The sequence below is a fragment of the Adonisia turfae CCMR0081 genome, from assembly GCF_011009555.1.
GTDB classification, from domain to species: domain Bacteria; phylum Cyanobacteriota; class Cyanobacteriia; order Phormidesmidales; family Phormidesmidaceae; genus Leptothoe; species Leptothoe turfae.
In genome coordinates this window covers 2,092,242-2,107,725 of sequence record NZ_QXHD01000004.1, presented here as the reverse complement: position 1 = coordinate 2,107,725, position 15,484 = coordinate 2,092,242, and the positions used below count along the sequence as shown (strand labels likewise).

Genomic DNA, 15,484 nt, shown 5'->3' with positions numbered 1-15,484 from the left:
CCTAAAACTTAAGGGGCCACGCTAGAGAGCACACTATTACTAGTCTGGCGTGTTAGCTGCTGATATAGCCGCTCAGTGTTGGGAAAGTTTGCAGCCGGTAGCGTTGGGAACCGACGATAGGGAACCGTATCATTGCCGAAGAACTCAGCATATTCTGGGGTCTTAATCATGGCTTGGATGAAGCCACGAATACCTTGGGTAGCCAGCAGTTGGTTATATTTCCGAATCTCTGTTTGGTTTAAAGGAGCACGTCCTAGAAAGTGCTTTGTTCCCAATTCAATTACTTTAGTGTTGGGATATGGAGCATAAAATTCTTTCATATATAGAGTGGAACAACCTAAGTCTTCAATGAATTTTTTTAGGTTGATTTCACCATGACTCAACTTACTTTCGAGAGAAGTAAACTCAGTTTTAACGATATAGGGAGAAATATCACGCTCAAATATCTGGCAATAGGCGGCTTGTATGACAGACTGTATATTTATCTTGTCGCCGAGGCTAGTGAGCTTGAAGATTCTTGTCTGAATGCGACGAGTATCCACACCCTGGCTAACACGCCGATTTAGTTCAACCTCGCCATAGACAGAATTTACGGTCCCTAGTTCTACAAATCGAGGTACCGGGTAGTGGGTAAGTGGCTTGAGACCTGTCGCTCCAACAGACCCTTGCCGGAGGGCACGCAGCGCTTGACCTGCTGGTGTAATATAACGTTCGTATGGAATGATATCATCGCCAAAGGCCTCGATATATTCCGTACTATCAATTAGGGCATCTACCAAAGCATAGAATCCCTGCTTAGCACAGATATCGAAGTATTTATTGGTTTCACAACGTCCGTAGGTGGGACGTCCCAGTAACCGACGATGGATATACTCCACTGCCTTCATGACATATAAAGGGGTCCAATAGGTCCGGCGAAATACTTCAGATTTGGCAAGGAGTCTCACAAAATCTCGGACACAAATCTCGCCATTCTCTAGACGGATTTCTGCGGACTTAAGCGCTTGACCCGCATACACATCACGGCCAAAAACCTGACGATAAACAGCTCGAATAATTGTCTGAGTAGAGCTTTCAGAGAACTTGACGCTCTGGCTATTTCTAGATGGCACTTGATCCAGTTTGAATACCTTAGGCCCTAAGGTTCCGGGTGGTTTATGCCAATCTCTAGGATTACTAACTTGGTTATCAATACCGGCACCATGGTGAATTAAAATCCGGCGAGTGTCTTTGCTAAAGAAAGCGGGACGAGTGCTGGGGTTACGGGTTTCTTTCGAGAAAATAGCTCCGAACTGGATTTCGAGGGGATCGTTGCCAGAACCATAGGGATGCTGATCGGGTAATGGTTGCCCATAGGCGGCAAATGTGGTGATGAACTGGGGGACTTTGCGAAAAGGCGCACTGTAGTTCAAAAGATCATGCTGAGGTCCCCAATTACTACATTCCTGGGCTTCTTGGCCAAAACCACGCAGGTAGGGAACAGTTTCCTCGCCAAAGTAATCGCTATACTCGTGGGAATTGATCAAGGCATCCACCAAGGTGGGCAGGCCACCTTGAGAAACAATAGAGAAATACTTTTGCACCTCTTTTCGAGAACTGGGACCACGCCCTAAAAGATGTTTGAACGCTAGCTCAAGGGCACGGCTATTGATATATGGATCAAAGAAGTTCTTGCGGTAGAGAGGGGACTTTGCGAGGCGGCGAATGAATTCTCTCATGGTGATTTCACCACTTTTGACCTTGGATTCAATGTGGGAGATGTGGAGAGAATAGGTACGGGTGATATCGCGCTCAAATACCTGTCGGTAGGCAGCCTTAATGACTGAACTTTTCTCAAAGCTTGAAAGATCAGTCTTCATGACAAACTTAGGTCGACGTTCTGCTGCATTGAAATAAATCTGAGGCAACCGTAGACCTTGAAGATCCTGAGACGATCGTTGACGAACCTGATCCGAAGGAGCGGGCGCTTTGAATTCGTTGATCAATACATTGAAATATTGAATCACTATTTCTTGGGCTGCCAGATCTTGGCGAAAATACTTTAGGCTGGCTGTCTGCATTATCTGTAGTGCAGCGATCGTAGCAGCGGATGAACAAGCATTTTCAATGATCTCCCGCAGACCGCGCACGTTGACAGACAGAATATTGGGATCACCCGCAACAATGGCATAGGTGAGATAGCGCAGAAACCAACTCATATCGCGTAGCGATTTCTGCATTTTTTCAGGTCCGTAACGACCAATATTGATGGGGCGAAATCCAGGTGGTATGGGTGCATCGGCAACGGTTAAGAAATCGCGAAACCCACCAAAAAGCTTATTGTATCCGTTGACTGTTCTATTTGTGGTGCTAGCCTCTGCTGACAGTTGAGGCTCGGGGGCGAGTTCAATTTCAACTCTTTCTAAATACGAGAGGGGAGAACCACCGGTAAAAATACGGTTAGCTGCCTGGGAAATAATCAGTTCAGAGTATTGAGTGATTATAGTTGCGATCGCAAGCCGCTTTTTCCCCGACTTAAAAAACTCAGTTAGGGTACTTAGCTCACCCCTTTCCATATAGCGGTCTTGTTGTTCAGCCTGAACAATTGTGGCCAATGGTAGGGTCTGATAAAGTTGTGGCTGAACCAAAGGACTTCCACCACTTGCGGTTACAGTCATTCTGTTTCCAAGACTCCCTTATAATAACGCGTTAGGTTGAGTTTTTTCAACATGAAGCATTGTTAGCAGTGCCTATTTGCTCTGCTGAATCAACCTTAATCAGGGTCTGTTACCCCTATGGTTCCTTCTGAGATGTTCAGGGGACGAATGTTAACAATGGTGCCGCCTAGCAAATGGATGCGCTGCATTTCTTCATTCATACGATGGAAAGGAACTTGAATGAATTGGGTATGACTTTGACGAATGGGGGACTGATGAATAAATGTCACCTCATTTTCGCTGAGCCCACTTAATTCATACACAAACATGCGGTTGTCTGAAGTAGACAACGTACTGGTTGAATATTGTCCTAACATAGTTATCACCTTTTAGTAACAATCGAGTGAAGGATAGTCAGAAAGATTGATGACTTTGAATGTTTTACGCACGGGCAATACTGGCAACCCGTCCTCCAGTTTTGTTGATGCGTTGTAGAGTTTGAGATAGAGTTTCGTAGGGCACTATAAAAACTCGATTACTACGGCGAATACTGGGATAGCCTGGTGTACTCATACCAGCAACTTCAATTCGATATAGGGTGCCACGTTCCTGGGTTGTTTGAGGCCGTCCAAAAACACGGTTTTGAGTATTATTTTTCTCGGACCCTAAATACGTACTTACTCCACTGCCAGTACCTGACGGGGTATTAATTACAGAAGTTGTTCCTAGGGCCAATTCTGTTGCCAAACGAGATTTTTTGCCAGCGAGCTGTGAACGATCACTATTGGCATAGCCTCGATAGAGGTTAAACATTCTGGTGAACCCTGAGATACTTTGTCCTACTTCCGTTCTAAAACTACGATAATAGGGAACAATATTATCGCCAAATGCCTTTTCATATTCCGGTGTATCGATGTAGGAATCGATATCAGCATCAAACCCTTCGGTTTCATAGCGATCTAGGTGCTCAATAATTTCTGCTTCGCTATAGGGTGCCCGACCTAACAAATGCTTTAAGTTTAGTTCAATAACACGGGTTTGAAAGTTAGGATACAAAAACTTAGCCTTGTATAGCTCAGATTTAGCAACAGCTCGAACAAGCTCTCGAACGGTTAATGTTTCGTTAACAAATAGAGATTCTAAACCAACGAGCCGTTCTGATTCCATTAAGTAATCATTACCCAAGACATGTCGATAAACACCATGAATAATGGCTTGTATGGTGTCTGACGAGGCATTGGGACGAAACTCTATAGGATCTTGCTCATTAAACGGTGTAGTGCCTAGCCAAGCAGCCGATCGGGTAATAGCCACAGATCAATCTCCTTCAAATTGTTTGACTCGGTAACTTAATTACCTTGATTTAGATATCTGTATGAGGTAACACTCCAAACGTGGAAATATTACGCTGATGTAATATTGATAATGCGACTACCCCGCTGATTTAGTCGTTGCATTGTGGATGATAATTGTTCATAGGAAACTAGATATTCTTGGATACCGCGACGAATTTGCGGGATACGTCCACTAGCGGATTGAGAAACGCGAATGCGATAGAGTTTATCCCGTTTACCCCTGGTGATACCCTGCAATTCCTTACCAAAGCCTGATGTTCTTACAGGAGTGGCTGTATTCGTTGCCAATTCTGTTGTTAAGCATCCCTTTTTATTCTGGGTTCGGGCTCGATCGCTACTCGCATATCCTTGATACAGTTGAAACATTCTGACAAAGCCGACTGTTTTCTGATTCCTCTGGGTAGCAAATCCTCGATAATATGGGACAATTTGGTCACCAAAGGTATCGCGATATTCAGAAGAATCAAAATAGCTGTTAATTTCAGCCTCGTATCCTTTTTTGATATAAAGGTTCACATGTTCGGAAATTTCTGTTTGGTCATAGGGAGCTCGACCCAGAAAATGTTTAAAATTCAGCTCAATAAAACGAACCTGAGGGTTGTTACTAAAGAACTTGTGTTTGTAGAGATTTGACAATGCCAATGCTCTTACAAAATCACGAACATGAATATGTCTTTGCTTTAGCAAAGACTCAGCACTAGTCAGATGTTCTGAACGCATTATGTGATCGTTGCCAAACAACTGACGATAGGCAGCCTCAATAATGATTTTAATATCTGTTTCAGTTGCATTAGCCCTAAACTCAATGGGGGCTACCTGGGCAAATGGTTCAAATCCGAGTGAACTGGCTGATGCTGCGCTTGTCATAATGGCTTCCCAGAACTATCGTTGATTATCAATGCTGTTATGACATCCGCGGCCTGAGCCCTGATTGTGTCAGGCCGCGGATAAGGTTTAACCGTTAACTAAGAGCGTTAATGGCATAGTCAATGTAGGAATTTGCCTCAACGGCTGCATCTCCACTTAAGCCATGGTTCGCTTTGATATGACTGAGAGCTTCAACATACCAGCTTGGGGATAGCTCAAACGCTTTGTTAATTTCTGCTGCCCCAGCAACCAGGTAGTCGTCCATAGGGCCTGTACCACCAGCCACTAAACAATAGGTGATCATTCTCAAGTAGTAGCCAATATCGCGGGAGCACTTAGCTTTGCCTTCCGGTGTGGAGGCATAGTTGTTACCCTGCATTTGTGTGGTATAAGGGAATTTTTGGTATACGGCTTGAGCAGCACCATTCACTAGGCTATCTGCATTTTTTGTCAGGGTTTGAGCAGCCGATAAGCCTGCTTGAGCTTGACGAAAGCGACCAAAAGCAACTTGCATTTCAACGCTACTTAAGAAGCGACCCTGGGAATCGGCTGTTGAAACAGCTTCTGTCATGGGTGTTTTCATGATGCTAAATCTCTCCAAAAACTACTTACAAAATTGACAAAAGAGTTATTAGTGTTTTTTGAAATTAACCAACAGCACCTGCTGCTCGATCAAAGTAGCTACTGAGTTCGGCCATCAAGGAGCTGCAATCGCCTTGGGTAATGTCAGCTCTATCATTTGCGATCGCAATCGCCGCTTCTTTCATCTTATTCACACCTTCTGCCACTGAAGCACCCGGTACACCCAAGGCTAAATAGGTCTCACGCAACCCATTCAAACACCGATCATCCAAGACACTGGCATCACCTATAAAAATTGCATAGGTAACATAGCGCAGAATGATTTCCATATCCCGTAAACAGGCCGCCATACGACGATGGGTATATGCATTCCCTCCGGGTGCAATCAGTTGGGGTTGCTCCTTGAACAGAGCCCGTGCTGCATTGGTAACAATGGCACTGGCATTACCTGTTAGCCGGTTAACCACATCCATGCGCTTACTTCCATCTGCAACGAGTTGAGTCAGCGCGTTAATTTGGGAATCGCCAATGTATTCACCTCGTGCATCGGCTTGGGCAATCACCTTGGTAAAAGCATCGAACATGGAAAAATCTCCTACTTAAAACAAGCATATACAAGTACTGAAGCTGTTAAGAAAAGCTTCAAATTTCACCAACAAGATGTTCTAGATAAGTCAGATTCAAATGAGTGAAACTAATTTCCTTCTATTTGAGTGAGGAGAGCAACGCCCCAGCAGGAAAAATGGAAGAACATCTTAATAGAGAAAAACATCAAAAACATATCCCCCAAGGCACATAGACTTTATCGTCAATAAATCCTTATGGCACAATGATCTAGGAACTGTTGGAAGGCAGCCTAAACATTGCTGTATAAGGCATGGAATCAATATTGCCTCTAATCTATTGCCGATCAAGTCCACTGTGCTGTAAAACAAAAAAATATTTGCCAACAAACTTTGAGGGAAGAGAGCCTTGACCGTAATCAAGGCCCTGACTTTTGAACCAATTTGATTTAATCAATTTGATCGTGCAGAAGCTGTGCATGGTTTTGTATCTGAATGCTTACAATCCCCAAGCGCTTGTAGAATAAGCCTTTGAGTGATTGATGATAGGCTTATATACCTTATGAAGGTTTACATCCTGTTGTATTTTTCTCAGTTACAGCCATATCTCCGCAGTCAAACAACATAGTCCGCAGATATCGATCAGCCCATTCAGTCCCAAAAGCAGACTCTAAAATTCGTCTGGTTTTATCATTTTTTTGTTGTTGTAAACAATAACGATGTTGTCCTTCTACAACGATTGCTTTCTGCTCCATGGATTCAACAGGACTGGTCTGATTACTTAATTGACAATGGATTGATAAAAAATCACTTGCTTGAGTTAGAAATGACATTTCTTCTTGTTCATTTGTAGGGCTAACAAATAAACAAAACTCAGAAAAAATATCCCCCCAAGTTGGTAGCTTCCTCGGTTTGACAAACCGAGGACTAGAGAGGTGTTTCAAAGCTTTGTGATACTTGATAGGTAAACCTTGGACAGCAGAAACAGGAGATAAGTCGACAATTGCAGCACTAATTTGTCCTCGACCCGCTACAATATCCACTCCAAAAATGGGTAAGGGAAAGTTGGTGCGTGGAAACATGACGCAATGCAGGATATCCAAATGTTGACCCACTTTGGCAAGCTCTAAATGAATTTTGCGAAACTGTACTGTTTGATAACAGTGGTTTTCAATGGTCAGTCTCTCACCTTCAAGGCTCCCTTCTATATAGCCTAAATCTTTGGGTATCTGATAAGGATAGAGTACAAACTGATTTTGCCAGGTTGCTTCAATGGTCTTGGCTAATTGAGCAATTAAAGGATGCTGGTGTTGACATAGGGAGTTATAACAAGCTTGCTTCATGATTGTACGTAAGTCACTGCGAAATCTTTAGGGCAAGGGTTGCTTTAGAGCAAGGGTTGCTTTAGAGCAAGGGTTGCCATTCTGTGTGTAATCACAATCGCCAATGCGTTGTCCTGTCGCATTGTTTAATTTTTTGAGTACACGGGAGAGTAAAAACCGATGGGTTGAGTATTGCAAAGGTATCTTTCTACCATGCCGTACCACTGTGCAGCCTTTGTGCACATCCAAGATTGCATAGACGAATATCTATCGCTAAATATGATGATTATTCTAAGGCTAACGCTATATTTTCTTGATTACACCAAGCGTGATAACGTCTTAATCGATTCAGGATACGGAACACTAAGTTCTGTCCCTGGGTTAATTTAGTGATGTAGTCATCTGCCCCAACAGCAAACGCTTTAGATTGGCTATCTTGATCCCCATGGACGCTCAAAAAAATGATGGGTATATGCTGCCAGTCAGGATGACTACGAAGCACTTTGCAAAGATCAAACCCATTAATTCCAGGCATCTCAATATCTAGAACAATGATATCGGGTATGACCTGGTTAAAGATTGTCCAAAAGCGCTGTGCATTTGCTAAAGGCGTAATTTGCAAATGCCAGGGTTGTAACAATTCCATCATCTGTTGTAAGTAATGACTGTCGTCATCGACTAACATGATTTTGCTGTGACGGTATCTCAGGTATGTTGCCTGATCAATAGCCTCTAGTACTTCTGCAGGACTCACTGGATACTCTAGTACTTTGGTAGCTCCTCGACGAGTTAAATCCAGGCGATTACTAAAATCTGCTTGAGGAGTGATTAATACCATGGGCAGCTGAGGCCAGTGAGTATTCAATTGGGTGCTCAATTGTAATAGCAGTTTTGAGTTAGATTCAGCCAGTACAAGATCGGTATCGCTACTAACCAGGTTGATGAGTACCAGGTCTGGAAGCTCGGTGACAACATCAAGGTTAGGGGTTTTAGAGTCATTTAGGCCTAAAACTTGAGATGCCATTTCAGTGGAGGTGGCCACATCTATGCCTAGGCCCTGGGCTACGGCCAACGCCATCAGTTGCTGAATATAAGAAGCTTCATTGACATCTACTATGAGAATTTTGGGCAAATGAGGGGCGTTTTCTGTCCAGGAAACTAGCTGTGGTGGATTGTCCAATGTATGGCCTAAGGTGGTCACCAATGCCTGAAATTGTTTTACCTGTGTCGGTGATAAGGTCGACACTGCGTCCAGGAGTTGCTCTATCTTTACAGCTAAGCGATGGCCCTCGATCAATCCAAAAATCCCCAAGGTCCCTGCTAGACTATGGGCCATTTGTTTGGCCTGTAGCTGCTGTTGCTCATTGATGTCTTGTTCTTTGAGAGTTTGTGACAAATGTGCTAAGTAATGCCAACGTCTAATGCTTTCATCTTTGTGAGTTTGCCAGGTTTGAGTCAGACCTTGCAAATACTGAGCCTGACGTTCAGATGAAATTGTTTTCGATAGTTTTTGGTGGTGAAGGGATGTTAATGGTGATGTCCCGAGGCGATATCCCAACCCTCGTACGGTTTCAATTACGTCAGCTGAAATTCCAGCCGTCTTAAGTTTTTGCCGTAGTCCCCGAATATGCGATCGCACAGTCGCTTCACTGGGAAATTCATCAGAAGACCAGATCTGATCCAATAGTGCAGATGTGCTAAAAACCTGATGGCCATGACGTAAGAAAAATTCTAGCAGAGCATACTCTTTAGCCGTCAGTTTGATGGGATGCCCCTGATAGGTGACATTACAGCTGGCTGGGTCAAGACAAAGGTCTCCCCATCCCCAAACGGGTTGTGGTTCAGCAGACGTACGTCGTACCAGTACGCGAATACGCACTAACAATTCTTTGATATCAAAGGGTTTGACTAAATAATCATCGGCACCAGCCTCCAACCCTTTGATTTTGTCGACTTGTTGATTTCTAGACGACAACAGTAAAATAGGCACACCGTATCCTTCACGGCGCAACCGTTGACAGAGTTGCATTCCATCCAGGTGAGGCAATCCCCAATCTAATAAAATCAGGTCATAGTTAAAGGTAGACGCATAGGACCACCCCATTTCGCCATCAGCCACCCGGTCAACAATATAGTTTTGTACTGTTAACTGCTGGATGAGAACTTCAGAAATTGCGTTGTCGTCGTCTACCAATAAGATTTTCATTAAATCCCCCTAGAGTTGCCACCCTATCAACTTGGCTATTTGACTGGCCAATGATAAAGGGTTAAAAGGTTTAGTAATAACCCCGGTCACCCCAATCTTTTGAAATAAGCGTTTTTCTGCTGTTCCAGTTTTAGCCGTCAACAAAATAACTGGAATATCTCTGGTCTGAAGATTATTATGTAACTTTTCAAAGGTACTAATGCCATCTACGTCAGGCATCATTACATCCAGTAGAATGGCATCTGGCTGGCGTGTTTCAGCCAGATGAATTCCTTCCTTTCCCGAAGATGCACAAATAATTTGCCAATTGGCTTCCATCTTTAAGCTGAGCCTAACCACCTTCTGAATAGGCTCTTCATCATCAATCACCAGTATCAGTTTGGATTTCATAATGTTTTTAATACCTGATCCTTGGAAAGCGGAACAGTAAAATAAAAGCTGCTACCAATTCCTATCTGGCTTTCGGCCCAAATTGTGCCGCCATGTTGTTCGATAATCTTACGACAGATCGCTAATCCTAGACCTGTTCCTCCCTTCTTACGAGAATCAGAAGAATCAACCTGTTGAAATCGTTCAAATATACTCTCTAGGTTATCGGAAGGAATGCCCTGTCCATGATCTCTCACACAGAAAAGTGCTGCCTCTAAATCAGATAATGAAGGTTTGGTAGAGCCATTAGGTAATTTTGGAGCAATAGAGTGTGATTGCAGGCTTAAGAGAATTGTTTTATTAGGAGCTGAAAACTTAATGGCATTTCCAATGAGATTGGTTAGAGTTTGCACAATATAGTCTGGGTCAGCCCAAATTAAGAGTGGTTCCAGCAGGGTATGGATCTCAATATCATGTTGTTGAGCTATGGGCTGCATGGCCTCAACCGCTTGCTCTGCTAAATCAGCAGCATTACATGTGCAATTATCCATAGTGACTTCACCGGATTCTATCCGCTGTAGATCCAGGACATTGTTGACTAAACGTACAAGTCTATCAGTACTTTCATCCGCCACCGCCAGCATTTGTTGACCTTCTTCTGATAAATGCCCTAAACGCCCTGTAGCAATCAGCTTTAATGAGCCATGCAGTGATGTTAAAGGAGTCCTTAATTCATGGCTAACAACAGCAATAAATTCATCTTTCATTCGTTCAATGGCTTTGCGATCGCTAATATCCGTGGTCAGTGAAAAGAAACCATTGATTATGGCTTGCCCCTGTTCCGTAAGTTCCAGATGAGGAATATAGCTGACACTCATCGAGTGGATATAGCCATCTTTAAAGATAAGTTCACTCTCATAGGTCACCTGGTTACCACTTAAAGCCGCTTCAATATGAGGACGAATTGTCTCATAATAGTCAGGATCCTTAAAAGCTTTGATGGGATTACCATAGAGGTCTGTAGGATCTTGACCTAGCCAGGAATTATAAGCCTGATTGTTAAATCGATAACATTGTTGAGCATCAACATAGGCAATGAGAACTGGCAAATTATTCGTAATCAGACGTATTTGTTCTTCACTTTGTCGCAGTGCTATTTCAATCTGCTTCCGTTCTTGAATTTCTTGGTACAGGGCTTTGTTGGTTTCAGTCAACTCTGCGGTGCGTAATTTGACCCGTTCTTCTAAATACTCCAGCATCTGCCCCTGGGAAAGCGCAATACTAATCTGAGCGGCGAGCTGCTGCATTAACTCTAATTCAAAGTCTGTCCACCGCCGTGGACTTTCGCATTGATGGGCAATGAGCAGCCCCCACAAGTCTTGGTGATTAGACTTATCAACTTTTGTTTGCTTAGGAGTCAGGGGATACACAATTGGAACAATCAACTTAGACTTAATGTCCCACCGCTCAGTAAATTCAACTAAACATTCAGCAACACCAGCCTCGGGGTCATGAACATCGGTAATAGCATGTACACGTCCTTTCGCATAGAGTTGTTGATAATCGGTTGGAAATACCTCTTCAGGAAAGGTCATCCCTAAAACGGCTGGATAGGAGTCCTTAACCGCCTCACTCGTTGCCTTACCCGTACCATCGGGCAAAACTTTATAGATTAAGACTCGGTCAGCATTCAGTAGTTTTTGAACTTCCTCAACGCTTGTCTGTAAGATTTCTTTGAGTTGTAATGACTGCCGAATTTTGAGGGTAATGTCTGCAAAAATCTGGGCCCGTTGATGCTTCCGCTTAAGAATGACTTCAGTATTCTGATAATTTGAAGCCATTAGCAGGCGCTTGTGAGAAATGACGCCCTTTAATCCACTCTGCTCATCCAACACGGGAAGATAGCTAATCTGATGACACTCAAATTGCTCTAGCAGTGATTCTATGGTGGATAATTCAGATGACACAACTGTTATCACAGGCCGTGTCATCACCTTAGATAATCGTAGTCTGGCCCAGTCCGTTCTTTTCGCAATGAGTTTTAGGACATCTTGTCGAGTGACAATACCAACCACCTGAGCCCGACGTAACACAATAATACAGCCAACTTCAGGATGAGTGGTAAATTTCGTTAATGCTCTTGGCAGCGAAGTTTGACTGGAAGCAGTCAATGGTTGAGCATCCATGACCTCTTTCCAGGAAGAAAATTCACTTACGCTAACGTCAAGCACCATCAGCGATAAACTCAATTGCGCTACTTACCAATTTATTAGGTATTTGACAGTTTTTTAATGATTGTTTAGTTTTTTTAAGTTTCAAGTAATTGTTCAAATTATCATTAGCAAAAAAATATTGCTGGTAGGGAAGTAATCACTTTCCTGCCAGCAATAGTCTGCTTGACCCTGGCCAGAGCTACATTGTCCCCGCAAGAGACTATGAGTTCTAACCTTGACGTAGTTTAGAGTTCTATGATGCTTGCGATTTTTCCCCCCTGACGCTGTACCCGTTGCATATGGGGGGTTAACTCTTCATAGGGAATAATGACAGCTTTGTTGACCCGTCGGACTTTAGGGTAGCCTGGGCCACTGATCGCAGCGACCTCAACCCGAAAAAGCCGACCAGACCCAAAGGCTTTGGAGCCACCAAATGTGCTAACGGATGCGTCTCCTTTAAGCGCAGGTATAAAGGCGATACTACCTGCGCTACTTAAAGGAGGCTGAACTACTGTAGCTGTGTTCCGTGCAAGATCTTTGACAAGTTGGGGGGCATTTCCAGTAAATTGAGCTTTGTCGCTACTGGCATAGCCACGATAAAGCTGAAAAAGACGGGAAAACCCTACGGAACGTTGCCCCACCCCCGTGGTCACCAAGTCCCGATAGTAGGGCACAATAGTCTCTCCAAAGTAGGTTTGATACTCAGCTGAGTCAATGTAAGCATCAATATCTGCTTCAAAGCCTTTAGATTCATACAAATCCATGTGTTCTACAATTTCAGCTTGATCATAGGGCGCTCGACCTAGCAGATGCTTATAGTTCAGCTCAATTGTCCGACTTTGAAAGGTGCTGTAGAAAAACTTTTGTTTGTACAGGTCTGATTTCGCCACTTGTCGTACAAATTCCTGTACGGTGATTTTATGATTGCGCAACAATGATTCCGCAATAACTAGCCGCTCAGACGACAGCAGATGAGGATTGCCCAAGACCTGCTGATACACGGCCAGAATAATCGCTTCAACGTCTTTTGCTGTGGTATTAGGTCGTAGTTCTAATGTGGCAGCATCACTAAACGCGGATGTCCCTAGACGAGAGGCTGCTGTTGTAATAGCCATCAGACATTTTCCTTTATTTCACAGAACTAAACAGCAGTTACACTCAGTACCTTATTGCCGGAACGATTTAACTGTTGTAGCTTGGTCGTTAACTGGTCATAGGAAACCAGTACCTCTGTCACACTTTGTCTAACAACAGGAGAACGCGTTGACGCTGCCCGGACCACTCGCAGTTGATAGACATCACCACGAGCCCCTCCTAAGGGGCCAGATAAAGCCACACGCTTAGACGCACTCAGCGGAGCCGGTAAGTTTTTAGCGACGGCTACGGTCAATTGAGGTTGTTTTTGCCCTTGTGCCCGATCGCTATTAGCATAGCCACCATAAAGTTGTAACAAACGACTAAAGCCAACTGTTCGTTGACCCGGATGATCGGTTTTAAAATCTCTGTGGTAAGGAACAATATTGTCCCCAAAACTATTCTCATACTCTATAGAGCTGATGTAAGCGTCAATCTCAGCTTCGTATCCTTTGGTCAAAAAGAGATCTAAATGATAGGCAATTTCAGTTTGATCATAGGGCGCTCGACCTAGCAGATGCTTATAGTTCAGCTCGATAAAGCGAACATGAAAGTTGGGATATAAAAACTTCTGACGATAGAGATCTGACTCTGCAATTGCCCGGATAAAGTCTCGAACTGAGATGATGCCCTGAGCTAGAAGGGACTCTGGTTCTTCTAACCTATCGTTCTCCATAAGATGCTCATTGCCAAGCACCTGTCGATAGGCTGCTGAAATAACAGCTTGGACATCATTTCGGGTCCAATTGGGTCTCAATTCAACAGGGTTAGCCTCATCAAAGGGTTTAATTCCCAATCTCCCAGCTTCTTGCAAACCAGCCATCTTTTTACCTAACGTCACTACTTAATAAACAAGCCTTGCCATGGACTTTTAATGCTATAGCTCCCACCGTTGTCTAAAATGTCAAAAAATAACGTCGCTAATTCTCTAATCCTCTAATCTGAAAATGCGGTAAATTCTAGTGATTACAGATTCATCTCATAAATCAGCGACGTTAATACAGTCGGACTATGGATTTGAAAGGACCATGACCTCTGAGCGATTACTGGCCTCTAGAGAGCGTTGATAATGTAATCAATGTAGGAATTGAGCTCCAGACCAGGGTCTCCCGTTAAACCATGGTTTGCCTTAATATATTTGAGTGCCTCAGCGTACCAGCTGGGAACTAGCTCGAAACTACTGTGCATTTCAGCCAAGCCTGCCAGTAAATAGTCATCAGCTGGCCCCGTGCCACCTGCAATCAGACAGTATTGAATAATCCGTACATAGTAGCCGATGTCGCGCAAGCACTTGGCTTGACCACGGGTATCAAAGGCATAGTTGCTGCCTTGCATAGTCTTTGTATAAGGAAAGACCTGATAAACTGCATTCGCAGCACCTTCAGCCAATTGTTGTGCTTTAATACCGAGTTCCCTGGCTGCTTCTAAATCGGCTGTTGCTAAGCGTAAACGGCCAAAGGCAATTTGAAGTTCAACATTGCCCAAATAACGGCCTTGGGAGTCAGCAGCTACAACGGCTTCTGTTAATTGTGTTTTCATTGGTATGATTTTTTACTCGTGTTTTAGCAGGGATGATTGAGGAAAGCATTGATTAGAACAAGTTGCTTAAAGGAATAGCTTGTTCAGAGATTATTTGACGTTGTTGTTCAGGGCTAAGGTCAAATTAGCTGACAGCAGCAGCAGCTCGATCAAAGTAGCTAGCCAGTTCAGCCATCAGGGTACTACAATCACCAGGTTGGATGTTGTTGCGGTCATTTGCGATCGCAATCGCTGCATCTTTCATCTTGAGAATACTAGTCGCCATCGAAGAGCTAGGCACACCTAACGCTAAATAGGTTTCGCGCAAACCATTCAAGCAACGATCATCTAAGACACTGGTATCCCCTAGAAATACTGCATAGGTGATATAGCGAAGAATAATATCCATATCACGTAAACAAGCCGAAACTCGGCGATTTGTGTAAGCATTACCACCGGGAGCAATTAATTGAGGCTGCTCTTCAAATAATGCTCGTGCAGCATTAGTGACAATTGCAGAGGCGTTGCCCGTAATGCGATTCACAACATCAGTGCGCTTTGCCCCATCCTTAACGACAGCCAATAGAGCATCAATCTGATCAGGACCCACTAACTGACCCCGATTATCAGCCTGCGACACAACCTTCGTAAAGGCATCTAACATTGATTCAATCTCCTAATTTTTTCTTGTCCACTGAGTTAGGTGCTGAAGCCTGACT

General features: G+C 43.7%; 14 protein-coding genes. All 14 read right to left on the bottom strand.

The window, feature by feature from the left end; genetic code table 11:
• Positions 1–8 precede the first annotated feature (8 nt).
• On the bottom strand, positions 9–2,657 hold the full coding sequence (locus DXZ20_RS13375) for a phycobilisome rod-core linker polypeptide (RefSeq protein ID WP_163698676.1): 2,649 nt from the start codon (positions 2,655–2,657) through the stop codon (positions 9–11).
• Between the two features lie 95 nt (positions 2,658–2,752).
• Entirely contained in the window at positions 2,753–3,013 is a 261-nt protein-coding gene (gene cpcD / locus DXZ20_RS13370; protein WP_163698674.1) for a rod-capping linker protein CpcD, read from the bottom strand.
• A 64-nt stretch (positions 3,014–3,077) separates the two neighbouring features.
• Positions 3,078–3,950: a phycobilisome rod-core linker polypeptide gene (locus tag DXZ20_RS13365; RefSeq protein ID WP_163698672.1), complete on the bottom strand. Its 873-nt coding sequence runs from the start codon at positions 3,948–3,950 to the stop codon at positions 3,078–3,080.
• Positions 3,951–4,039: 89 nt separating this feature from the next.
• The gene (locus DXZ20_RS13360; RefSeq protein ID WP_163698670.1) at positions 4,040–4,858 is read right to left on the bottom strand and encodes a phycobilisome rod-core linker polypeptide; all 819 of its coding nucleotides are present in this window, start codon (positions 4,856–4,858) and stop codon (positions 4,040–4,042) included.
• Between the two features lie 94 nt (positions 4,859–4,952).
• Positions 4,953–5,441, bottom strand: coding sequence for a C-phycocyanin subunit alpha (cpcA, locus tag DXZ20_RS13355; RefSeq protein ID WP_163698668.1), 489 nt, complete (start codon positions 5,439–5,441; stop codon positions 4,953–4,955).
• A gap of 64 nt (positions 5,442–5,505) precedes the next feature.
• Complete coding sequence (gene cpcB / locus DXZ20_RS13350) at positions 5,506–6,024, bottom strand: C-phycocyanin subunit beta (RefSeq protein WP_163698666.1); 519 nt, start codon at positions 6,022–6,024, stop codon at positions 5,506–5,508.
• A 539-nt stretch (positions 6,025–6,563) separates the two neighbouring features.
• Complete coding sequence (locus DXZ20_RS13345) at positions 6,564–7,346, bottom strand: phycocyanobilin:ferredoxin oxidoreductase (protein ID WP_163698664.1); 783 nt, start codon at positions 7,344–7,346, stop codon at positions 6,564–6,566.
• 265 nt (positions 7,347–7,611) lie between these two features.
• The gene (locus DXZ20_RS13340; protein ID WP_163698662.1) at positions 7,612–9,531 is read right to left on the bottom strand and encodes a response regulator; all 1,920 of its coding nucleotides are present in this window, start codon (positions 9,529–9,531) and stop codon (positions 7,612–7,614) included.
• Positions 9,532–9,540: 9 nt separating this feature from the next.
• The gene (locus DXZ20_RS13335; protein ID WP_163698660.1) at positions 9,541–9,921 is read right to left on the bottom strand and encodes a response regulator; all 381 of its coding nucleotides are present in this window, start codon (positions 9,919–9,921) and stop codon (positions 9,541–9,543) included.
• A complete protein-coding gene (locus DXZ20_RS13330) occupies positions 9,918–12,134 on the bottom strand; it encodes an ATP-binding protein (protein WP_250565750.1) in 2,217 nt (738 codons plus the stop codon). The genes DXZ20_RS13335 and DXZ20_RS13330 overlap by 4 nt, the downstream gene beginning before the upstream one ends.
• A gap of 224 nt (positions 12,135–12,358) precedes the next feature.
• Positions 12,359–13,228, bottom strand: coding sequence for a phycobilisome rod-core linker polypeptide (locus tag DXZ20_RS13325; RefSeq protein WP_163698658.1), 870 nt, complete (start codon positions 13,226–13,228; stop codon positions 12,359–12,361).
• A 26-nt stretch (positions 13,229–13,254) separates the two neighbouring features.
• A complete protein-coding gene (locus DXZ20_RS13320; protein WP_163698656.1) occupies positions 13,255–14,070 on the bottom strand; it encodes a phycobilisome rod-core linker polypeptide in 816 nt (271 codons plus the stop codon).
• 230 nt (positions 14,071–14,300) lie between these two features.
• Entirely contained in the window at positions 14,301–14,786 is a 486-nt protein-coding gene (locus DXZ20_RS13315; protein WP_163698654.1) for a phycocyanin subunit alpha, read from the bottom strand.
• A 124-nt stretch (positions 14,787–14,910) separates the two neighbouring features.
• On the bottom strand, positions 14,911–15,429 hold the full coding sequence (gene cpcB, locus DXZ20_RS13310; RefSeq protein ID WP_163698652.1) for a C-phycocyanin subunit beta: 519 nt from the start codon (positions 15,427–15,429) through the stop codon (positions 14,911–14,913).
• Between the last annotated feature and the right edge of the window lie 55 nt (positions 15,430–15,484).